At 29.0% G+C, this 22,875-nt stretch carries 23 protein-coding genes and 1 tRNA gene; 12 read left to right on the top strand and 12 right to left on the bottom strand.

Annotation, left to right across the window (positions count from 1 at the left end; genetic code table 4):
- Nucleotides 1–72 precede the first annotated feature (72 nt).
- From ELUMI_RS03175 to ELUMI_RS03165, 3 genes are read left to right on the top strand one after another with little or no spacing between them, the layout of a single operon-like run.
- Nucleotides 73–318, top strand: a complete 246-nt coding sequence (locus tag ELUMI_RS03175) for a DUF896 domain-containing protein (RefSeq protein WP_084040319.1) — start codon at nt 73–75, stop codon at nt 316–318.
- Nucleotides 308–2,293, top strand: coding sequence for a transketolase (gene tkt, locus ELUMI_RS03170; protein ID WP_025734209.1), 1,986 nt, complete (start codon nt 308–310; stop codon nt 2,291–2,293). Before ELUMI_RS03175 ends, tkt begins: the two co-directional genes overlap by 11 nt.
- A gap of 3 nt (nt 2,294–2,296) precedes the next feature.
- Entirely contained in the window at nt 2,297–2,551 is a 255-nt protein-coding gene (locus tag ELUMI_RS03165; RefSeq protein ID WP_035018765.1) for a YneF family protein, read from the top strand.
- Nucleotides 2,552–2,565: 14 nt separating this feature from the next.
- On the opposite strand, the gene plsY is transcribed toward ELUMI_RS03165, so the two are convergent.
- Nucleotides 2,566–3,405, bottom strand: coding sequence for a glycerol-3-phosphate 1-O-acyltransferase PlsY (gene plsY / locus ELUMI_RS03160; protein ID WP_345938790.1), 840 nt, complete (start codon nt 3,403–3,405; stop codon nt 2,566–2,568).
- A gap of 105 nt (nt 3,406–3,510) precedes the next feature.
- Between plsY and ELUMI_RS03155 the strand changes: the two genes are divergently transcribed.
- Nucleotides 3,511–3,780, top strand: a complete 270-nt coding sequence (locus tag ELUMI_RS03155; protein WP_025734212.1) for a hypothetical protein — start codon at nt 3,511–3,513, stop codon at nt 3,778–3,780.
- A 22-nt stretch (nt 3,781–3,802) separates the two neighbouring features.
- Here ELUMI_RS03155 and ELUMI_RS03150 read toward each other — a convergent pair whose 3' ends face one another.
- Genes ELUMI_RS03150 through ELUMI_RS03135 form a run of 4 tightly spaced genes read right to left on the bottom strand, consistent with a single transcriptional unit; the run spans nt 3,803 to nt 8,796 of the window.
- Complete coding sequence (locus ELUMI_RS03150; protein WP_025734213.1) at nt 3,803–4,222, bottom strand: PTS mannitol transporter subunit IIA; 420 nt, start codon at nt 4,220–4,222, stop codon at nt 3,803–3,805.
- Between the two features lie 18 nt (nt 4,223–4,240).
- Nucleotides 4,241–5,368, bottom strand: a complete 1,128-nt coding sequence (locus ELUMI_RS03145; RefSeq protein WP_025734214.1) for a mannitol dehydrogenase family protein — start codon at nt 5,366–5,368, stop codon at nt 4,241–4,243.
- A gap of 25 nt (nt 5,369–5,393) precedes the next feature.
- Nucleotides 5,394–7,244: a PTS sugar transporter subunit IIA gene (locus tag ELUMI_RS03140; protein WP_025734215.1), complete on the bottom strand. Its 1,851-nt coding sequence runs from the start codon at nt 7,242–7,244 to the stop codon at nt 5,394–5,396.
- Nucleotides 7,222–8,796, bottom strand: a complete 1,575-nt coding sequence (locus ELUMI_RS03135; RefSeq protein WP_025734216.1) for a PTS mannitol transporter subunit IIBC — start codon at nt 8,794–8,796, stop codon at nt 7,222–7,224. Before ELUMI_RS03135 ends, ELUMI_RS03140 begins: the two co-directional genes overlap by 23 nt.
- A 265-nt stretch (nt 8,797–9,061) precedes the next feature.
- Here ELUMI_RS03135 and ELUMI_RS03130 point away from each other — a divergent pair.
- The 7 genes from ELUMI_RS03130 (at nt 9,062) to dinB (ending at nt 14,072) form a co-directional block, all read left to right on the top strand.
- Nucleotides 9,062–9,137 (top strand) — tRNA-Lys (locus tag ELUMI_RS03130).
- Between the two features lie 56 nt (nt 9,138–9,193).
- Entirely contained in the window at nt 9,194–10,042 is an 849-nt protein-coding gene (locus ELUMI_RS03125; protein ID WP_025734217.1) for a riboflavin kinase, read from the top strand.
- Nucleotides 10,042–10,926, top strand: coding sequence for a deoxyribonuclease IV (locus tag ELUMI_RS03120; protein WP_025734218.1), 885 nt, complete (start codon nt 10,042–10,044; stop codon nt 10,924–10,926). Before ELUMI_RS03125 ends, ELUMI_RS03120 begins: the two co-directional genes overlap by 1 nt.
- A 48-nt stretch (nt 10,927–10,974) precedes the next feature.
- Nucleotides 10,975–11,388: a transcription antitermination factor NusB gene (locus ELUMI_RS03115; protein WP_025734219.1), complete on the top strand. Its 414-nt coding sequence runs from the start codon at nt 10,975–10,977 to the stop codon at nt 11,386–11,388.
- A 4-nt stretch (nt 11,389–11,392) separates the two neighbouring features.
- Nucleotides 11,393–12,607 carry an exodeoxyribonuclease VII large subunit gene (gene xseA, locus ELUMI_RS03110; RefSeq protein WP_025734220.1) on the top strand — a complete coding sequence of 405 codons (1,215 nt, stop codon included), beginning with the start codon at nt 11,393–11,395 and terminating at the stop codon, nt 12,605–12,607.
- Nucleotides 12,607–12,819 carry an exodeoxyribonuclease VII small subunit gene (locus tag ELUMI_RS03105; RefSeq protein WP_051449462.1) on the top strand — a complete coding sequence of 71 codons (213 nt, stop codon included), beginning with the start codon at nt 12,607–12,609 and terminating at the stop codon, nt 12,817–12,819. Before xseA ends, ELUMI_RS03105 begins: the two co-directional genes overlap by 1 nt.
- A 14-nt stretch (nt 12,820–12,833) precedes the next feature.
- A complete protein-coding gene (gene dinB, locus ELUMI_RS03100) occupies nt 12,834–14,072 on the top strand; it encodes a DNA polymerase IV (protein ID WP_025734222.1) in 1,239 nt (412 codons plus the stop codon).
- Here dinB and coaE read toward each other — a convergent pair.
- The 4 genes from coaE to holA all read right to left on the bottom strand — a co-directional run bounded on the left by coaE (nt 14,069) and on the right by holA (nt 17,479).
- Nucleotides 14,069–14,638 (bottom strand): dephospho-CoA kinase, encoded by a 570-nt coding sequence (gene coaE, locus ELUMI_RS03095; protein WP_025734223.1) that lies wholly within the window; start codon nt 14,636–14,638, stop codon nt 14,069–14,071. The genes dinB and coaE overlap by 4 nt on opposite strands.
- Nucleotide 14,639: 1 nt before the next feature.
- A complete protein-coding gene (locus tag ELUMI_RS03090) occupies nt 14,640–14,918 on the bottom strand; it encodes a hypothetical protein (protein WP_025734224.1) in 279 nt (92 codons plus the stop codon).
- 78 nt (nt 14,919–14,996) lie between these two features.
- Complete coding sequence (locus ELUMI_RS03085) at nt 14,997–16,496, bottom strand: hypothetical protein (protein ID WP_025734225.1); 1,500 nt, start codon at nt 16,494–16,496, stop codon at nt 14,997–14,999.
- Nucleotides 16,490–17,479, bottom strand: coding sequence for a DNA polymerase III subunit delta (gene holA / locus ELUMI_RS03080; RefSeq protein ID WP_084040323.1), 990 nt, complete (start codon nt 17,477–17,479; stop codon nt 16,490–16,492). The genes ELUMI_RS03085 and holA overlap by 7 nt, the downstream gene beginning before the upstream one ends.
- Before the next feature lie 131 nt (nt 17,480–17,610).
- Here holA and rpsT point away from each other — a divergent pair, with 131 nt between their 5' ends.
- Nucleotides 17,611–17,856, top strand: a complete 246-nt coding sequence (gene rpsT / locus ELUMI_RS03075; protein WP_025734227.1) for a 30S ribosomal protein S20 — start codon at nt 17,611–17,613, stop codon at nt 17,854–17,856.
- Nucleotides 17,857–17,900: 44 nt separating this feature from the next.
- On the opposite strand, the gene ELUMI_RS03070 is transcribed toward rpsT, so the two are convergent.
- From ELUMI_RS03070 to ELUMI_RS03065, 3 genes are all read right to left on the bottom strand, one after another.
- Nucleotides 17,901–19,745: a ComEC/Rec2 family competence protein gene (locus ELUMI_RS03070; RefSeq protein WP_156921417.1), complete on the bottom strand. Its 1,845-nt coding sequence runs from the start codon at nt 19,743–19,745 to the stop codon at nt 17,901–17,903.
- A gap of 196 nt (nt 19,746–19,941) precedes the next feature.
- The gene (locus tag ELUMI_RS04630; protein ID WP_275667561.1) at nt 19,942–20,070 is read right to left on the bottom strand and encodes a hypothetical protein; all 129 of its coding nucleotides are present in this window, start codon (nt 20,068–20,070) and stop codon (nt 19,942–19,944) included.
- A gap of 39 nt (nt 20,071–20,109) precedes the next feature.
- Nucleotides 20,110–22,746: a valine--tRNA ligase gene (locus tag ELUMI_RS03065; RefSeq protein WP_025734229.1), complete on the bottom strand. Its 2,637-nt coding sequence runs from the start codon at nt 22,744–22,746 to the stop codon at nt 20,110–20,112.
- Nucleotides 22,747–22,875: the final 129 nt, after the last annotated feature.

The following is a 22,875-nucleotide window of genomic DNA, read 5'->3' as shown; positions in this document are numbered from 1 at the left end:
ATCTTTGAAATAAATAAATTATTAAGGACAACAAATTTTGTAATGAATCCAAATTGTAATTAAAATAAAAGTATGAAGAAAAATGAAAAAGTAGAAGCAATGCAAATGGATGAATTGATTGTTAAAATCAATGAATTTGCCCAACTTGCAAAAACTCGAGAATTAAACGATGAAGAAAAAGAACTTCGTGAACTCTTGAGAAATAAATATATTAGTATATTTCGCCAAGGAGTTAAACAACAATTAGAAAATATTAAAATTGTTGATGAACAAGGCAACGAAATAACAAAAAAGAAAGATGGTAAAAATGAAAAATAACAAAGGAAATGATAACTTAAACGCAATCAGAATGCTTGGTATTCAAGCTGTAAATAAAGCCAATTCTGGACATCCTGGAATTGTCTTAGGAGCAGCACCAATTATTTACTCTCTTTTTACAGAGAATATGAACCTTTATCCAAAAGAAGCTAAATGATTTAATCGTGATCGTTTTGTGTTGAGTGCAGGACATGGATCAGCATTGCTTTATGCAATGCTGCACCTTGCTGGTTTTAAAGTTTCAATTAACGATTTAAAAAACTTTAGACAATGAGGTTCAAACACTCCAGGTCACCCTGAATTAGGGTTAACTGATGGAGTTGAAGTTACAACTGGTCCTTTAGGACAAGGGGTTACAATGGGAGTTGGAATGGCAATGGCTGAAGCTTTTTTGGCCGCTAAATTCAATAAAGCAAGATTAGACATTATTGATCACCATACTTTTGTTTTAGTTGGTGACGGAGATTTACAAGAAGGAATTAGTCAAGAAGCGATTTCTTTTGCTGGATTCCAAACTTTAAATAAATTAATTGTGATTCATGATTCAAATGATATTCAACTAGATTCTGAAGTTAGCAAAGCTAACAAAGAAGATATGCACAAAAGATTTAAAGCAGCTGGATGAAACACCATTTTGGTCAAAGATGGCGAAGATGTTGTTGCGATTTCCAAAGCAATTGAAAAAGCAAAGAAATCAAATTTACCAACATATATTGAAATCAAAACAGTGATTGGATTAGGTGCAACAAAACAAGGAACTAGTGCTGTGCATGGAGCTCCTTTAGGAAAAGATTTAGCACACACAGAAGAATTTTTTGGATGAAAATACAAAGATTTTGAAGTGCCAGAATCAACATATGAGTTTTATGAAAAAATTGTGATGGAACGTGGAAAACAAACTTTCAAAAATTGAGAATTATTATTAAATTCATATCAAACTTCATACCCAAACGAATATGAAGAATTAATGAATGCAATTGATGGTAAATGAAACTTCCCGCAACAAGAAGTAGAAACTGCCAATCCTCAAAAAACTCAAGCAACAAGAATTAGTTCTGGGTCAATTTTTGAAAATGTTATGCGCGCTAACCCAACAATGTTGGGTGGAAGTGCTGATTTATCATCATCAACTAAAATCAAAGGTTTAGATGGAGATTTTACTCCTAAAAATCGCGTTGGAAGAAACGTGATGTATGGTGTGCGAGAATTTGGAATGACTGCGATTAATAACGGAATGGCAGCACATGGAGGAATTCTTCCAGTTGCTTCAACTTTCTTTGTTTTTACAGATTACATGAAACCAGCTTTACGTTTAGCATCATTAATGAAATTACAACAACTATTTGTTTTAACTCATGATTCTGTGGCTGTTGGTGAAGATGGTCCAACACATGAACCAATTGAACAATTGGCAATGTTAAGAACAATTCCTAATCACAATGTCATTCGTCCAGCTGATTATGCTGAAACAATGGCTGCTTACAAAATTGGTTTAGAATCAAAGCAAACACCAACAAGTATTGTTTTAACTAGACAAGATTTAACTGAGCAAAAACATCAAGATGTTTTTGCAGAAGTTAGCAAAGGTGCTTATGTTTTACAAGCAAAAGCAAATGCTAAAGTAACTTTGATCGCCACTGGTAGTGAAGTTGATTTAGCTGTTAAAGTTGCTGATGCTTTAAACAAGAAAAAAATTGCAACTAGTGTTGTTTCAATGCCATCAATGTTTTTATTTGAAAAACAAGATGCCAATTATAAAGCCCAAATTTTAAATGCAAAATCATTACGTGTTTCAATCGAAATGGGAACAACTTATGGTTGAGCTAAATACGTTGGTGAAAATGGTTTATCATTTGGAATTGATCGTTTTGGTGAATCAGCACCTGGAGATGTGGTCATGGATAAATTCGGCTTCAATGTTGAAAATATCTCTGAACAAATTATTAAAACACTTAAAACAAGAAAGGACGCATAATTAATGAATTTAACAATATTGGCAAGCCTAGAAGGCGGAGCTTTAGCAGGGACACTTGTTGGAGTGATTATTGGAGGAATTATTGTTGGGGCAATCATTGGTTTCTTTGTAACCAGGTTGATTGTTAAAAAACAATTGAAAGACAACCCCCCAATTACTGAAGGTCAAATTCGTGCCATGTATATGAGCATGGGTCGTAAACCTAGTGAAGGTGACATTAAAAAAACCATCAACGCCATGAAAAAAGCAAAAAAATAATTCGGAAATCCGAATTATTTTTTTTGTTTTTTAGAACGATCTTTAATATGTTTTTTGTATTCTAACTTTTGTTCTGGAGTTAGAGTGGGAAAAGTTTTTGGTTCTTTATGATTTTTAATGCGAATAATATTTGGGAAGTGACGATATGCTAGCATTGTCATTCCCATTAAAATCATTGTATTAATTGCTAAAATATTTTCAGCAAATTGGTGATGACTAATTGGTGCGGTTAGTTGATGTAAATAATTAATTCAACTAAATCTTAACCACGGATTTGATCATACACCTTGTCATTGCTCTCAACTATTTCAACCACCACTAAAACTATTAATCCCATTAATTCAAGGTAACCAGATGAAGATTAAACAAGTGGCAAGTGCAGCTACAATACTTGCGATGCTCACTTTTCTTGTTTTTCAAACAACAACAAATCAAACCAGTAGAAAGAATCCAAAATAAAATGGGTTAGCAACAAATAAAAACCCCATAAATGAAGCAACTGCTTTACCACCTTTAAATTTATAATAAATTGGATAACAATGCCCAATCAAAACAAACAACATGGGAATAAAGTAACTTGTTTCTTTAAATAAATCATTGGGAATCATTGAAAACAGCATTGCAATTAAAGCAGTTACAACTGATTTACATCCATCTAAAAGGGCAACAATAAAACCTCAATATTTTCCTAATTCTCTTGTGGTGTTGGTAGCACCAGCATTCTTTGAGCCAACAGCTCTGATGTCAATCCCTTTAACATATTTAACAACAATAATTGATCATGATATCGATCCGATAAAATAACCGATGATTGATGCTAATATAATTCCTAAATAATACATTTGTCCTCTTAACTATTCAACAAAAAGATTATATAATTAAATGTAATAAAAGGAAATTATGCGACCGATTTTAATATTTTTTTAATTAGTTAAATTACTTTTAAATTAAGGATTACAATGAACAACAATGAAAAATTAGCAGATTTATATCGCCAACAAAAAGAATTAAATGCATTAATCAAAGAATTGGATAGTAAACTTAAAGGCCATTTACGATGATGGTGATTATTTCCGTTGTTTGGTTTTATTGTTTATATTTATTTATTAGAAAAAAAACGTCAGAATTCAAGCATCAGTGAATCGATCACTAAGGTCAAGGTTGAACTTTTTAGAGTTGAAATCAAAATTGCTCAAATTGAAAAACAAAATAACTCAACTTCAAACTAAAATGGTTTGAAGTTGAGTTATTTTATTCATTTGAACTTGTTAATTGTTCAATTTTTTCAAGAGTTGGAAAATTGATTAAATCTTCAAAAAATTCTTCGTCCATTGAATTAACTGCAATATTTTGCAGAACTTCCATTTGATGTTCGGGTTTGATTGCTAAAGCAATCACAATTTTAACGATTTCTCCATCTCAAATAACCTCATTTTTCAAATGGTAAAACAGAATTAAAGATTCTTTTAGGCTTTGCATTCCTTCATAAGTTCCATGAGGAATCGAAATTTTATTTCCAATATAAAAGGAAGCTAATTTTTCCCGCTCTAAAATTGAATCAATATAAACGGGATCGACCTTTTCTTTTTTAAATTTTAAAAAAATATCATTTAAAATTTCTGCTTTGGAATTAAATTTTTGATTTAAAAATATGTGTTCTTTTTTTAACATGTTCTCTGTCTCCTGATTTTAATTATTTATATTTAAAATAAACTCTATTTGTTCATCTGTAATGTCTTTGATAATTGTTTTCAACATCATTGCCTTGGTTTGATGGTTGGCATGCATTTGGGCAATAATTTTGCCATCGTTATCATTTTCGTTGGTGTAATCAAGGGCGTTTAAAATACTTTGTTGAATATTTTTTGTTTCTAATCCTAATTTTTGTCCAAGTAAGAATGGTTTTAAAATTCTTTCTTCTAGTTGTAATTTTAAGATTAAATTTCTGCCAACTCTTTCTAAATGATCCTGAATGTAAATGTTTTCAAAACGCTCAATCGTTTGATTAATAAATTTTTTAACTTCATCCAAATCATAATTAAATTGTTTTGAAAAAATTTGACCAACTTCATTTAAATAGGCGACTAGAAATTTTTTCAAAGTCTCAATTTTTAAACTTGCGTTTGTAAATGGGGGATTAAATTGATTTAATTTGTAAGCAGCTCAACATAAACTAGCATGACCTCCATTTAATAATCAAATTTTTTTGGCAATTTCAGCATCCATATTTTTTGAATATTTCAATGAAGAAATGCGCGGGATTGTTGTTGGTCATTGTGTTTCATCAACAATTCATGAATAATATTGTTCAACTTCGATATCAATAATATTAGTTTTTTTCTGGTCTGGGACAATTCTATCGACCATTACATCAACAAAAGCGATTAAATTTTCATCAAAATTATAAAGTTTTTGAATTTGTTGTTTGAACATCGAAGAAACTTTATCCCCGTTTTCACAACACATAATAATTAATTTTTCGTTGTTATTTTCTTTATTTTTGATAATTTTAACAACAATATCTTCAATGTATTTTAAGGCTAATGCTCCAATTGATGTTGTTAAAATATCAATTTTATAATCATTGTTTAAAAATAAATCTTCATTGGAAACACCACTTATTTTATTATCAATTTTGATAATATTTTTGGTTTCTCCTAATTCAATGACATGAAATTCTTTGACTTCATTAATGTGACTAATCATATTTTTGTTAATATCTGTAAATTTGATATGTTCAATATTTTGATCTTTTAATAGAATTGGGGCAATAAAACCTCGACCGATATTTCCTGCTCCAAAATGTAATACTTTCATAATAATTTCGACTCCTTTATTTAAATTATAATTCAAATTCCTTAAATATTCTTTCTCTTGAAGGGTGCTTCAATAACTCTTCAACAAAATCAATTTCTAACAGTTTGATGCTCATTTTTTCAAAAAAATCATTGTATTGACTATTTTTAGCAGACAACCCAACTAAAAAATGTGTTGGTTGATCTTCAAACATAATTGGTTTTTCAAAGTGAATGATCACAATTCCATTGTCCAAAACCCCACGTCCATCCATGCCATGACAAATCGCAATTCAGTTTCCGATATAAGTTGAAAAATGACGTTCTCTTTCAAGCATTGAATCAATATATTCATCGGTGATATAACCCAATTCTTTCAGTAAATTTCCGCATTTTAGAATCGCTTCTTCTTTTGTTTTGGCATTTTGATTAATTAGCACGTTTTCAGGACTAAAGATTTTTTTAATTTTGTTGTGACCAATTAATTTTTCATAAATTTTTAAATTTATGAAAAAACTCAATTGTTCTCGTTGGCTTAAAATTGAGGCAATGGGAAATTGAATTAAATTTGCATTTTTATAATTTCCAATATCAATGGTTGAAATGACCAAATCATATTCTGGCAATTTCTTTTTGTTGATTAGGGAAAGAGAAGATGTCTCAATTTCAGATTTTGGATATAAAGATTTTAAAAAACTTTTAAGCATAAAACTTTGACCCATTCCCCCAACACAAACCGCTAAAATTTTAGCTTCAACATTTGCCAATAAGGTATTTAAATAAATTATGATGTGTATAAATAATTCATATGTTAAGGCAAGATTTAAATCTTGATTTGCAAAGTTTTTTTCGATTGCCAAAGCAATAATTGTGAAAATTTCAAAATAGTTATTCTTATATTTATAAAGATTTTGTTTGTATTCTTCAATGATTAAATCATCAACTTTATCATTGAAAATGTTTGCGATTAAATGCTGAGTTAATCTTTCTTCGATATATTCATCTAGCAATAATTTGTGGTGAAATAATTTTTCAATTTCATTTTCAATTTCTTGAACACAAGATAAGATATTGGTTTTGTAATCTTCTTTAAGTCAGATGCTGTTTAAAATATTTTGATCATGCGGAGAAAGATATAAATTATTTAAATCTTTTTTAAAATTAATAGAATCTAATAAATTTAAATTTTTATTTTTGGAATGATTTAAATAGAAGGTAATTTTCATCGCCATAATTGCAATATTAATTTCACTTAAATTTTGTTGGTCAATAATCAAATTAACTAAGTGATTATAAATAATTTTAAAATTGTCAATTTTAAAATAGCGAACTAACTTTTTATAAATATATTCTGAAAATAATTGGCTTAAATCACCATATTGTAATAAGGTTGAATTCTTTTTTAAAAAGATGATATCAACAGCATTATTGGAAATAATCGGAATTAATTTTTCAATGCTAAGATCAGGAATTGTAATCCCTTTTTTCTCTCACAATAATTCAAGATCATATTTTTCTAAAATGATTTTTAGTTTTTGTAAATCTTCAACTAGAATATTTTTACTAATTTGTAAATCTTCAAGTAAGCGAGCTTGCTGAACATGTTCATTTTTTAAAATTTCTAAGATTATAAAAATCAAGCGTTCACTAATCATTAAAAATTCATCATTTAATTTAGTAAAGTTCAGAATTAAGTGTGTTTGAGCATTCATCAAGATATAGTTATCATCAATTTTACTAATATACGTTTTAATGGGTTTTAAAAAATCATTCAAATCGTTTATATCTCTATCCAGAGTCTTAAAACTTATATCTAAATGATTTTTTAATGTATATTTATTGATTGTTTTATAACTTAAAAAGATGTACAAAATTTTATTTTGTCTTTCCTTCTTCATTACTTTTATCCATTTCTAGTTTAATCTCATCTATAATTTTGTCATAGAATTCTTTATTTAAGAAATTGTTTATACTTTTGTGTACTGCATTTGGTGCTTTATTTTTCGCCAATTCAGTTAATTTTTCTTGGGTAATGACATATTCAGCATCAGTTGGCAATTCTTTAACTGCGTAATTCAATACTTTCATCGGAATCCCAGCTTCTTTAAATTTCTTTTTCAAAATTGAAGCACCCATTGCACTAGAACCCATTCCAGCTTCACATGCAAAGATAATTGTTTTTGGAATTGAATCTAATTTTACAACTTCAACATTTGCTTTTTTAACATCAGTTTTAATGTATTTTGATTCTTTACCTTTTAATTGAACAACTTTTTGTCCTGAAGCTTGTAATTCTTCTTGACCCATTTTTTTGTATTTCTTGCGATTAATCAAAAAGATCAATGAAGCAATACCTAAACTAGCTGCCGCAGCCCCGATAATTCCAACCGAAACACCAGCATAATTTAGAGCTTCGGACTTAGTCATGGCATAAACCGCGATAATAGAACCTGGACTTGCTGGCCCAATTAAACCTGCACCAAAGCTTTGGAATATTGCATCTCCAACTAATCCTCCACCTAGTAGTGAAATTATTAATGCTGGACGCATTAATGCGAATGGGAAGTAAACTTCATGAATACCTCCAAAGAAATGAATAACACTTGCTCCTGCTGCTTGTCCTCTTGATTTTTTATCAAAAATGATTGTTGCAACTAACATACCTAATCCAGGACCTGGATTAGCTTCAAGTAAGAATAAAATACTTTTACCTGTTTCTCTAGCCATATCTAGACCAAGTGGGGTTAACACACCATGATTAATTGCATTATTTAAGAATAGTAATTTCGCTGGTTCAATAATTAAGGCTGCCAAGAAAATTAATTTTGCATTAATGGCTGCTTTAACAATGATACCTAGAACATGTGAAATACCATTAATTACATAAGGCATACCATAAAAGGCTCCCAAACACATTGCTGCTCCAAGGATGGCTAGTGAAAAGTTGTTGACCAACATTTCAAATCCTTCTTTAATTTTTCCTTCGATTAATTTATCAAAACCTTTTAAAACTCCAGCCCCAATTGGACCACAGATCATTGCACCCAAAAATTGTGGGGTTGGTTTAGAATCTGCTGCAAATCCAGGATTGAATTGATTTCCAACAATTACTCCAAAAACCACAAAGGCGGCAATAGTCCCTCCACGGTTACCATGAACAAGCTTACCGGCTTGATATCCAATTAAAATTGGAATTAAATAAGTCATTAAATTTCCTGTTACATGGTCACTAATTGCTTTAACGGGTGTTCATCCATCAGGAATAAAGAATGCTGATAGTAATCCTCAACCAATAATCACACCAATGACTGGCATAATCATCGCACTTAATCATCCACCAAATTTTTGGACTCTTCGCATCACAATAATTTTGTTAAAATTGTTTTTCAAGAAAAGCTTGGTTGGATTCGATTCGTTTTTAGAATTTATCTCTTTTATAACTTCTTCCATTTTTTTAAATCTCCTTTCAATTTCTATATTAAAGAAAAAAAATCGAAAAATTTCTAAACACAAGATTGTGGATAGCTTTTTTTGACTTTTAAAAAGACAAAAAAATCTTTACTAAACTTTTCATGGTTTTAAATTTCAAAAAACAACAAAAATAGCTAAAAATTTTAGCTATTTTTGTTGTTAGATCAGGATATGTTAAAGATCAATTTTTGTTCGTGTTTAAAAATTGTCAAAAATGTAAAGTAGTGCTAAACTAATTTTAGATGTCTGATTAGCGCAATTGGTAGAGCAACTGACTCTTAATCAGTGGGTTGTGGGTTCGATCCCCGCATCAGGCACCATTAGAATTTAAGCACCAATTGGTGTTTTTCTTTTATAATATTATAAGAGGTCTGAAATGAACAAAATAATTTATAACCCCATGACAATGATCATGTTACATTTAGAACCAAGTATTGGTTTAGTCGGAAATTGGTCTGAATGAAGTAATGTTGAAGATGAAATTATTAAATTAGGAATCGATAGTCAAGAAAAACTTACCTTGATTAACATTGTCGTGGATGATCGTTTAAAAGTGATCAGTGAAAATGCAATTATCTCTCAAATGGAGAAATACGGAATTCATGATTTTCTAACTTTTATTGTTCCTAATTTCAAAAATCCTGATTTTTGAAATTTTGAATCATTTAAATCAATGTTACATTTTAAAAAGATTATCATTAATGTAGATCACCCATTTTTTGATGCAATCCAACAAACAATGACGAAGACAAAAATGCTACCAGTTACGCTTTTGAAAACAGCAGATTCACTTTTTTCAAAAGCACAAACTTTATTAAAAAATGGCGAAATAAAAGGTTATCAAAGCTTGACTGGGGCAAATTATAATTTTTCTGGATTTGTGGTTAAAGGCCAACAACTAGGAAGAACAATTAATTTTCCCACCGCTAATATTCAAAAAGGGGAAATGCCATTTAAACAAGGGGTTTATTTAACAAAAGTTAAATTACCAAATGATGAAAACACATATTGAGGAATGGCTGATTATTGATGCCATCCAAGTAAAGGTTTGACTTTTGAAGTGCATATTTTAGATTTTGACAAAGATATTTATGGGTGAAATATTCAAATTGAATTAATTGATTTTGAACGCGAAAACATCAAAGTTGAAAATTTAGAACAATTAAAAGCACTACTCATTTCTGATAAACAAAAAATGATTGCAAAAATAAAGAAGGAGCAATAATGAAAAAATACCCGATAATTGGATCACATGTTTCGATGAATGCTTTAGAAAAATATTTGATTGGATCGGTCAAAACAGCGATCAATGATGGAGCAAATACTTTCATGATTTACACAGGACCGCCCCAAAATTCCAATCGAAAACCAACAAGTGAATTAAACATTGAACAAATGCACGAAATTTTAAAAGAGCATCATCTTGATCCAAAAGATTTGGTTGTGCATGCTCCGTATATCATTAATATTTCGAATCCAGTTTCTCAAAGTACTTGAGATTTTAGTGTTGAATTTTTGAAAAAAGAAATGCAAAGATGTGATGATATTGGGATCGAAATTTTAGTTTTACATCCTGGAGCTTTTACAAAAGGTGATCCTAATCAAGCTTTGAACAAATTAATTCAAGGATTAAATGAAGTTTTTAAAGAGAATTATAAAACTAAAATTGCTTTAGAAACGATGAGTGGTAAAGGAACTGAAGTTGGAATTAATTTTGATCAATTGAGTTTTGTGTTAAATCAAGTTGAAGAAAAAGAACGCTTAGGAATTTGTTTGGACACATGTCATATGAATGATGCTGGTTATGATTTGAATAATTGAGAAGCAATTAAACAAGAAATAGATCAAAAAATTGGTCGAGAAAAAGTTTTGGTTTTCCATTTAAACGATTCAAAAAATCCTTTAAATTCGCACAAGGATCGCCATGAAAACATTGGTTATGGAACAATTGGTTTTGATAATTTACTCAAGATTTTGTGAGATGAAGATTTCAAAGAAATTCCCAAAATTTTAGAAACCCCATTTGTCAATGAACAATCACCTTATAAAGCTGAAATCCAAGATTTATTAAACAAACAATGAAGTGACCCTTTTAAAAACAGCAAATAACTTGCTGTTTTTATTTGGTATAATTTTACATAGAAATAGGAGCACATGATGAAAGAAAAAAAAGAGACCAGTTTAATTACTAAAACAAATATATTAGCCCACTTTTTTTATCGTGCTTTTCTATTAAGACTTTCAAATTCTAAAATGAGACAAGAAATTTTAGACGAAGTTCAAATTTCAAAACATAATGAACAAATTATTGATGATATCGAAGAAATAATTGCTAATATGGGAGAATTAAAAACAATTATTTTTGAAGTTTTTACCAAAGATTGAACATGAGAAAGAATTCCTGCTTTGATTCAAGCATTATTAATTGTTGGTGCTTACCAAATCACCATGACAGATGAACCCAAAGCATTAATCATTAACGAAATCGTGAATTTAACAAAATCTTTAGAACCAGATTTTGAATTTGGTTTTGTCAATGCTGTTTTAGATAAAATCAACAAAGAAGACTAATAATATGGAACAAAAAATTTACTCGGTCACTGAGATTAATGCTTTTTTAAAAGAATATATTGAAGCTCCTGAATTTTTAAATAACCTCTATATTACTGGGGAAATATCAAATTTAACTTTTAATAAATCAGGTCATATTTATTTCTCAATCAAAGATGAAGGTGCAACTATCAAAGCTGTTGTTTGAAAAAGTAATGCTGATAATATGAAACGTTGAAATCCAGAAAACGGAATGAAAATCACTGTTAAAGGGAGATTTAGTTTTTACATTGTTGGTGGAACCATCACTTTTGAAGTACGTGACGTGCAATTAGAAGGTAAAGGCGAATTACAAAAATTATATGATGAAAGATATGCCTGATTAGAGATTAATGGTTGATTCGATCAATCAATCAAAAAACCTATTCCAATCTTTCCAACAAATATTGGAATTATCACAGCTGCTAGTGGGGCTGCCATTCATGACCTAATTACAACGATTCAAAGAAGATACCCAATTGCCAATATTTATTTATTTCCAGCTCAAGTCCAAGGTGAACAAGCAAGATTTGATATTGCTAAAAAAATAGATGCTGCCAACAACTTTTCGATTCCACTTGACACTTTAATTATTGGTCGAGGTGGGGGAAGTTATGAGGATTTATGAGCTTTTAATGAAATTGAAGTTTTAAAAGCAATTAGAAATTCTTTGATTCCCACAGTTTCGGCTGTTGGCCATCAACCAGATTACACTTTAAGTGATTATGTTGCTGATCTTAGAGCACCAACCCCAACTAGTGCTGGAGAAATGACAACTCCAAACATTGCTGAATTAAAAAGAAATTTACAAAATTATTATGTTGATTATCAAGCGATAATCAACAGTAAAATTCAAGAATCAGAACTATTTTTAAACAGAATTATTGGACGAAACTCTTTGATTACCAAAAATATTGTCAATCAAAAAGAGATTGAATTAAAGAATATTTATCAAATAAATAATCGGCACATGCAACAAATTTTGATGCATAAAACACAGGAATTAATGAATTTAAATCAGCAACAAATAATTCTTGATCCCTTAATTCCTTTACAACGTGGTTTTGCACTAGTAACTGAAATGAGTGGAAAAATCATCTCAACAAATTCGAATATTAAAATCGGTGATCAGTTAGGGATAAAAACTAAAGATAGTCACATCGAGGCTGTTGTCACAAAAATCAAAAAGGAGCATAAATAATGAATACAGAAAAAACATACAATCAATTAATTGAAGAAATCAAAATTGATTTAAATAAATTGTCCAATTCAGAAATTAATATGGATGAAGCAATTTTATTATTTGAAACTAACTTACAAAAAATTAATGCTGCAAAAAAAGCATTAGAAGAATACAAAGGCAAAGTTCAAAAAGTTTTAGAAGATCATCAAATTGAAGAATTTGAAATTTAATTTAGGTAAATTTAATGAGTAAAACACAAAAAGTAATCTTTCTAATTGATATGGATGCTTTTTTTGCTTCTGCTTCAAAATTACAACACCCAGAATTACGCAATAAAGCGGTTGTTGTTGCCCATGATCATCCAAAGTCAATAATTAGTGCAGCTGATTATCAAGCACGTGCATATGGGGTCAAAGCGGCAATGCCATTGAATAAAGCAAAACAATTATGTAAGGATTTAGTCGTTTTAAATCCTGATTTTGAATTATATCAAACAATCTCTGCTCAAATTTGAAATGTGATTAAAACCCAATTTACATCTATGGTTGAAGTTGTTTCGATTGATGAAGCATATGTTGATGTTTCAAACATTTGAAAAAAATATGGAACTGTTCGAAAACTAGCTTTAAAAATGCAAAACGCGATCAAACAACAAATTGGTTTAACTTGTTCGATTGGGGTCAGTTACAATAAATTTTTGGCTAAAATGGGTAGTGATATGAACAAACCTAATGGAATTACAATTATCAAAAAAGACGAGATTCCGAATAAAATTTGAAACCTAAACATTAATAAAATGTACGGGGTGGGAATTGCTACTGAAGAAATTTTAAAAGATCTTTTTCATGTTGTTAAAATTGGGGATTTAACCAAAATTAATCCATCAGAATTAGAACATAAATTAGGTAAACATGGATTAATTTTAGTTAATCATGCATTAGGATATGGAAATGATGAAATTGATTTATCACGCAATATTTCAAAATCGATTTCCAATGAAAGAACTTTAGTTCAACCAATCAGCAATTTAGAAGAAATTGAAATCGTGATTCATTCATTAACTAAAACGATTGTTGAAAAAATGCTAACCGAAAGATTGCAAGCCAAGACTATGGGAATCATTTTAAGATATCATTGAAGCAATCCTGAAAGATCAACTTTTGATAAAAGAAAACATTTAAAACATAAGCGCAAACAAACCACATTGGTTGAACCAACTATTAATTTTGAAACAATTTATTCAAATATTTTAGAGTGTTTGAATGATCTTTATGAAGTCGGAAAACGTGTTGCCTTAATTGGAGTTTTTGTTGCTAATTTAAAACCATTTCAGAATTATTCGCAATTAAATCTTGATGATTTAGACAAAGAATTCCACCCTCTTCATCATCCGAAAGTGGATGAATTAATCGAAGACATTAATTTTAAATTAAAGAAAAACAAACTTTTTTATGCCACAGAATTAAAAAAAATTAAAGATTAATCTTTAATTTTTTTCATAATTATTTCTATTTGTTGATAAAGCTTTTCAATACTTGAATTATTATGGATTTCAAAATCCTTAACACTTTCGTATAGTAGTTCACCTTGATATTTTAATAGTTCATAGGTTGTATTTTCGTTTGCATTATCCCGCACTTTGATTCGATGCAATAAATCTTGTTGGTCTGCTGAAACATAAATATATTTGTCAATCGGAATATTTAATTTTGGAAGAATCGCTCCATCAATAATGATATTTTCTTTCGATGAAGTAATTGTTTGAATCACATGTTCTTTGATTTTAGGTCACATATATTGAGACAACTTTTGATTTTCAATTGGTGAATTGAAAATAATTTCTCTTAATATTTTACGATCAACTTTTTGAGTTTGCATATTATAAGCTTGCGGAAAAGTCATTTTGACAAAGTTTTGACTCTCTTCTAAATCCATGATTTCACGACTAATCACGTCTAAATCAATTGCTTTAAAATTGTATTTTTCAGTAATATACTTAGTGACAGTGGTTTTACCAGAACCGGTAAAACCAAAAATTCCTAAAATCATTTTACCAACCACCCATCAATTCTAATTGTTTTTCAACAGATACTTTTGTACAAGTAACAATTAAATTTGATTCTTTGTTAATGACAAAATACAGCTGACTATTTCCAGCTGAAATATAAAGATCATATCTTGTTTCGAATTGACTGTTTGATAATTTTATCAGTCTCATGACTTCGTCTTTAACTTTAAAATCTTCAACACCTTTCATGTTGAGTCTTTCTTTCACTCTTTGCATCCCATGATAAGAAAAACTGTAATTATGTTTGTAATAATAACTCATTTGTTCTCCTTGTTTAATTTTAAACCATTTGCATGAAAAAACTCAAGAATATTCTTGAGTTAAGATAAACGATAAAGATTATTTTTTGTCTGAATCTTTCTTTTTTTTGAAAGTTTTGTTTCATCAAATTGAAAACTTAGATGGATTTTTAATAATCACTTCATCTGGATTATCATAAAGTGATTGGTCCATTTGATAGCTTTGTCCTTGAGACATATACATCATTGCTTTTTGAAATTCAGCATTTGCTCTCATTTGTTTTTGACGATCTAATTTTGGGTTTAAAACCAAAATTGTAATTGCAGCAACTAATGAAAGAGAAATGAAAACAAGACTCATAATTGAAAAGATAGATACAGTTGAGAATTTGTGACCATAATCATTTGATAATAAATTTCACAATCCATCAAAATTAAGTTTTGTACCAGTTGCAAATAAAGTTTGACCATCTGCTCCAGCTCTTAAGAAAGGATTATTTTTAAATAGATCCTTAATGTTTCCTTCAGTCAGAACACTGATGACTGGAAATAGTGACATTCCTAAAAAAATTACTACAAACATAACTGGGAAAAAATTCATTCGGTATTTTTCTTTTATTGATCTCGGTTTTCTAAATGCATCAAAAGAAATATAAATTGCTGGTAAAATTCCAAGTATAAAATTAAAAACACTTTTAAATCCAATACCTTGTAAATCAAAAGGTATATTAACAACTTTTCCTGCTCCTAAATCAGTTATCAATTTCAAATTTAACACACTTTTTCAAAATGCTTCATCATTAAAATTGGGTGGAATCTTATTAAATAAAAATTCTCTTCAATAAGCTTCTGGAAATGTGATTTTTATTGTCATCATATAAATATTGTTTATCAATAGGATTATTGATGCAATCACAACAATTATTGCGATTACTTTTTTTGTTATTGGCATTCATTGTGGTTTTGCATTATATGGATAAAATCTCGGATCTCTAGATGGAGGTATCGGCATTTCACCAATCCCTTGACCTTGATATTGTGGTCCACCAAATCCACCAAAGAAACCTTGACCTTGACCTTGATTGGTGTTTTGATTGTTCTTCTTAGGTTCTTCTTGTTGTTTTTTAGCAGCCTCTTCAGCTTGTTTGTTTTTTTCTTCTTCAGCTTTTTGAGTTTTTTCTAAATCTTTGTATTTAGATTTAATTGCTTCATTCATGATGGCTGAATATAAAATATCTTCTTCAGTTATTTTAAGTGTTTCATTAACTAATTCGTTTCTGCCAACTTCAAATTGTTTGATTGTTTCTGATAAAAATGATGAATATTCTGCATAAATTTCATCAATTGTTTTTTCATTTTTTTCAAATCTTTGTTTTGATTCAGTAATCTTGACAATTGCCTTAGCAAAAGTTTGAGCTAATTGAACATCATCCATATTAACATCAAAATCTTTTTCCAAAGTTAACATGTTGTTAATTTGAGCAACAAAATCATTGCGAAAATTAGCTTTATCAAAAATTTCAAAACGTAGTTTTTCATTTTTGATAATGTTTAGTGAAAGATAAACTAGACTTTTATAAACTTTTTTAGCGTCTATCATTGGACCTCCCCTGATCTCATAATCTTAATCAACTCATATTCTGGAATAATCAGTGTATCTGCTTGTCCAGTAACAATTCGTTTAATAAGATTGTACAACATTTTTATTTTATCATTTAATTGATTGATTGAGTTTTTCTTTATCATTAATAACATTTTTAATCGATATGGATTAATTTCAAGTTTTCCAGCAATTTCAGCATTGGAATAACCTTTTTGGTCAAGGATCAAAGCGTCTCTTAAAATACTTAAATTATTTCCCATTAACGCGAATAGCCCAATGTTATCAGCGTTAAAAAGTTTATAGTTTTGATATTGGACAATGAAGTTATTGATATTGCTTGATAAAAAATCATTTACCAATTGAAAAATATCATGTTCATAATAATTCGTCGTGTTTTTTTGAGCATCTTCAAGTGTCAGATTTGTGGTTGATAATTTTAAGAGCTTGGTAATTTCTGAATTAATGATTTGCATTTCATTTGGTAATAATTCAACTAAAAAGTCAATTGCCTGATTTTCAATCGTTTTGTTTTTTCTAACAAAACTTTGATTGATGTAATTTTTGATTTGTTGTTCATTTAATTTTGCAACATATTCAACATTAGCATTTTTTGTCAGCCAATTTGTAATTGCTGATTTATTAGAAATTTTATTACTTTCAACTGTAAAAATTAAGATGTTATTTTCATTAAATCCTTGAGCCAAAACTTCTAAAAAAGTTTTGGCTAAAAAAGTTTTGTGAAGGGGTTTTTTGGCATCAGTTGTAAACCAAGCATCTTCTAAAATAATGATTTTTTGCTCAGTAAAAAAAGAGTATGAACGAAGCGCATTGATAATTTCTTCCATCGAATTTTCTACAAAAGAGTAAGATTCAATTTCAACATTTTCAACAGTTATTGTTTTAATGATTTTTTGCGTTTGTTTTTTTAATAAAAAGTTATCATCTGAATAAATAAAATACATTTTTTGCCCTCTTTTCATATCTATTTTAACAAATAAGTCGCAATGAATTAAGAATTAGCAAAACTTGTTAATTTTTCTTATTTACTTATGTGTTTTTTTGATATAATCTATTTTGTGTTAGCAATCATAACATTAAAATAAGGAGAAATATGGCAAATATTAAATCGCAAGAAAAAAGAATTAAGACTAATGAAAAATCACGTTTAGCTAATAAATCTTTAAGATCTGAAGTAAAAACAGCAATTAAAAAAGCTATGATTGCAAAATCTGAAAATGCTGCAAACAAAGATGAATTAATTAAAGATGCAGTTTCATTAATTGACAAAGGTTATTCAAAAGGAATCTTTAAAACTAATAAAGCGGCTCGTGAAAAATCACGCTTAATGAGTGTTTAATTTAAATTAAAACAATAAGAAATCTACAAGAAATTGTAGATTTTTTATTGTCAATTATAGAAAGTATCTTTGCTTAAATTGAAAGTTCAATTATTATTTTTACCAGTTATTTTGTAAGGTAATTTAAACTCATTTAATTTATCAATTGTTACTTGATCTGGGAAATGATGATTATTTTTTAACCCAGCACTAATTCAAGTCATTCGAGGATTAACTAGTAATAAAAATTCTTCACTGCTACTAGTTTTGCTTCCGTGATGTCCCAGTTGGAAAAGGTCAATAAACGTGTTTTGAATTAAATATGTAAATGTTGGATTTTTCAACATTTCGCCTTCTCCTTTTTTTGTCAAATCACCAACAAACAAAAAGTTTTTTTCAATTGCTTTAACTAAAATAACTAATGAATTATCATTTTCATCTTCCATTTTATTTAAATGCCATAACCAAATTTTTACCCCTTTAATCTCAATGTAGTTTTGCTCAGTATTGTTTTTGATCACTTCATGAACATTTAAATTGGATTGAATAGCTTCTAAACTATTGTAATGATCATCGTGATTATGCGAGATAAATGCAATGTCAACATGATTAATTCCGATTTTCATCAAATAATCACTCATACTACTTTTATTAAACCCAGGACCTGTTCCAGCATCAAAAATTAAAACCAGATTTTTTCATTTATTGATATAAACAAAACTAGATCCATTACCAATATTCAACATTGTCAAAGTTTCATTTGACAAAAATATTTTCGTCCAAAATAAAAATAGTAAAGTTACAACGATTCAAATAAATCAACAAGTTTTCATTTTCATGTGTTTTGACCATAAATAAAATGCCAGATAATATGCCACAAGCATCAAGAATGGGGGTTGACCAAAATTTCAAATTAAATTTATTTTGCTCAATAATTCAACCAGCGAATTAAACGAATTCGTCAAAAATGTAAAAACAACTTCGATATTGGGAATTCATCAAAAAAGAAATGAGAACAAATACAAAAACGAGATAACTGGTTGAATTATTATGGTTTGGATTGGGGCTGTAAAATTTCAACGCCAATCCATAAAAATTTGAATTGGAATAAAGATCAATAATGGTTTGATGATTTGAATGATTGTTTTTCTTCAACCAATATGATTTTGAATTGGGTTCAAAAATAACATTACCACAACCAAAAAAGGCAAAGCATTTGAACTAAAAAAATTAGGTTGTACAAGCACTAAAGACAATAATGTTAGAACATTTCGTGCTGTTTTATGTGGACTGATTTTTGTAATGACAAAAAGATTTAAAATAATATAACCAAAAATAATTCTTGTTGTGACTAATGGAAAATCAATCATTCATAAGTACAAGATTAAGCAAAGGTGAATTGGAATTTTAAACTGTGGATTAATTTTAAACTTGAAAAATATGCGATTGATCACAAATGAAAAAACATACATGTTGATCCCACTAAAATTCAACAAATAAGCTAAACTCATTTTTTGTAATTCACCTTTTGCTTCATGGAGTTCTGTGTTTTTTTGAAAAACCAACTTTAAAATTAATTCATTATGAATATTGTTATAAATGAATTTATTGATTAAATATTTTAAATTATTATCTTCAATACTTACAATATTTTTGATTTTAATTGCTTTAAAAACATTTTGGTTTTGAAGATATTTATTAAAATCAAAATCATAACTATTATTTGTTGGTTTTAATTCTTGAACCACCCCATCAATGCGAAGAGTTTGACCAACAATATATTTATGATCCATCATCGGGATATAAAATTTGTTGAAATTATATTCACCAATCACATAATTTTGCGAGGTTTTAACAACCTGAAAATTTGTTTGATGAAACTCATAGTCTAAATTAAATTTACTTTTCAAAATAAAAAAATAAAGTAAATAAACGATTATAACAATGACAAAAACTACCCCTAAAAACCATCTTTGTCGCACTTTGAGACTGACATAAAATAGTTGCAAACTTAAACAGACACCAAAAAAGATATATAAATTATTCGCAAAAAAATACAAAGTGGCGACACTTGAAATAAATAAAATCACAAATGGATCAATCGCTCTAATCCTTTGCGGTATTTTTAATTGTTGTAACTTGATTTTGATGTTCACTTTTATTTTTCAATGAAAAAGCGAGTGCACCAGCAAGTAAACCGATAAATATAATAAAAATAACAACTGCCTTTTTCATAATCCTCCTATATAGGATTAGAAAAAAAGTTGTTAAATGTTACATATTTTTTAATTTATTTTTAATTGAGGCTAATTGTTCTTGATAATTTGCATACTTTGCTTTTTCAGCATCAACTTTTTCAACACTTGCTTTGGCAATGAAATTTTGATTATTTAACATTGCTTCACTACGTTTGATTTCTTGCTGTAATTCTTGCATTTTGTCTTTTAAACCTTGAATTAAATCATCTTGATTGATAAATTGTTTGGTTTGAATTTCTAAAAAGTATTCTTCAATTGAAATTGAACTAATGTTTGAATCATTAATCTTTTCGAGATGAATTTGAGCATTGACAAAAACTTTTAATGATTGATTCATCACGTTTAAATATTGTTCAAAAAGTTTTTGATGTTCTTGATTTAAATTGTTTAAATAGAAATTCAAAGGAATGGCATTTTTGATATTATTGGTATTTCTAAATTCGCGAATCACAGTAATCAGATTAATCATGACATTAATATAATCTGTATTGTAATCAAAACTTTGAATTATTCATTCTTCGTTCATGATTGAATCTTTTAAATTTAAATATTGATAAATTTCTTCAGTGATAAATGGTGCATACGGATGCAACATGATCAAAATATTTTTTAAAACATAAAACAAAACTTGTTTTGTTTGGTCAACAATTTCAGGATTTGATGCATTCAAATTAACTTTGGCAAATTCGATATATCAACTACAATATTTTGACCAAACAAAATCATAAATTTCTTTTCCAGCCAATCCAAATTCATATTTATCGATTAATGTTTTGACATTATTCATGGTTTTAGTTAATTCGGTTAAAATTCAAAGATCAATTGTATTTTCATGATGCTTTGAAAAAATTAATTGGTCATTAACTTTGAAATGCTCATCAAGATTAATCAAAACATAACGACTAGCATTTCAAAGTTTGTTCATAAAATTTCAAGCATGACGAATTTTTTCTTCACTATATTTAATGTCAAAACCAGGAGTGGAATTAGTTAATAAGAAAAATCTTAATGAATCAACTCCATATTGTTCAATCACATCCATTGGATCGATTCCATTTCCCAATGATTTGGACATTTTATTGCCGAATTCATCGCGCACTAACCCATGAATTAAAACATCATTAAATGGTTTTTGCTTTGTAAAATGTTGGCCTTGAAATATCATTCTGGCAACTCAAAAGAAAATAATATCATATCCTGTTACCAAAACATTTGTTGGATAGTATCTCTCGAATCACTCACCTGGAGTTTCTTTTGTTCATAATAAAGTTGCAAAAGGTCATAATCCAGAACTAAATCATGTATCTAAAACATCTTCATCTTGGCTTCAATTTTCAGCATCAACCGGAGCATTCATTCCGACATGAATCTTGCTTGGATCATTTTTATTGTATCAAGCAGGAATTTGATGCCCTCATCATAATTGTCGCGAAATAGTTCAATCAAAACTGTTTTCCATTCACTGTTTTAATGTTTGATTAAAACGTGAAGGGAAAAAATTAATTGCCTCATCACTATTTTGTAAAGCTAAAACTTGTTGAGAAAAATAATCCATTTTAACAAATCATTGATTTGATAAATATGGCTCAACAATTGCATTTGTGCGTTCAGAATAACCGACTTGATGAGTGATTTCTTCGATTTTAATTAAAGTATTTGCTTTGATTGCATTTTGAATAATCAATTCTCGAGCATCGAAACGGTCTAAACCTTGATAAATTTCTCCACCCATCGCATTAACTGTTCCATCTTCATTTAAACATATTGGTTTGGCTAAATTATGGCGCACACCGATTTCAAAATCATTTAAATCATGAGCTGGAGTACATTTCATGACTCCAGTTCCAAAATCCATCTCCACATAGTCATCAGCAATGACCGGGATTTGATGTTGATTGACCGGATTAATCACCGTTTTACCGATGTATTTTGTATAACGTTCATCTTTTGGGTTCACAACCACACATTGGTCAGCAAACATCGTTTCTGGTCTAGTTGTGGCGATTTCTAAAACTTCGTCACTACCAACAAGTTGGTATTTAAAATGATACATTTTACCAACAGTTTCACGATAAATTACTTCGATATTTGAAATCGCTGATTTTTGCACAGGATCTCAATTGACAATTCTTTTTCCTCGATAAATTAATCCTTTTTCGTACATTTCCACAAAGACAAATTTAACTAATTCATTAACTTGCGGATTTAGAGTAAAGTTTTCCATTGAATAATCTAAACTTAACCCCATTTTGGCTCATTGTTCGTGAATAGTTTGCGAATATTTTTCTTTTCATTTTCAAACTTCTTTTAAAAATGCTTCTCTTCCAAAATCAAAACGATTTTTCCCAGTTGCTTCTTTCAACATTGCTTCAACTTTGGTTTGAGTCGCAATTCCAGCATGATCAGTTCCAGGAATGAATAAAGTATCAAAACCATTTAATTTTTTAAAACGAATAATTGCATCTTGTAAACTACCATCTCAAGCATGACCCAAATGTAACTTACCAGTGACATTTGGGGGTGGAAGCACAATACAAAAAGGTGGTTTTTTAGAGCTGACATCAGCTCTAAATAAACCTTTTTTGTTTCAATTTTCATATTTATCAGCTTCCACTGGAAGATGATTATATTTGGTTTCTAATTCTTTTTTCATTATTGTCCTTTCAAAAAATGTTTATCCTTATAAAGTCTTTTATAAGGATAAGTCAACTTGTGATTTTTGTCTCTTTTTATTATAAAACATCTCAGCAAATATCACCAATAAAAATGGAGCCCAAGCTCC

It is taken from the genome of Williamsoniiplasma luminosum (assembly GCF_002803985.1).
GTDB classification, from domain to species: Bacteria; Bacillota_I; Bacilli_A; order Mycoplasmatales; family Mycoplasmataceae; genus Williamsoniiplasma; species Williamsoniiplasma luminosum.
Note: the sequence above shows the minus strand (reverse complement) of the source record. Positions and strands in the feature narration are given on the sequence as shown.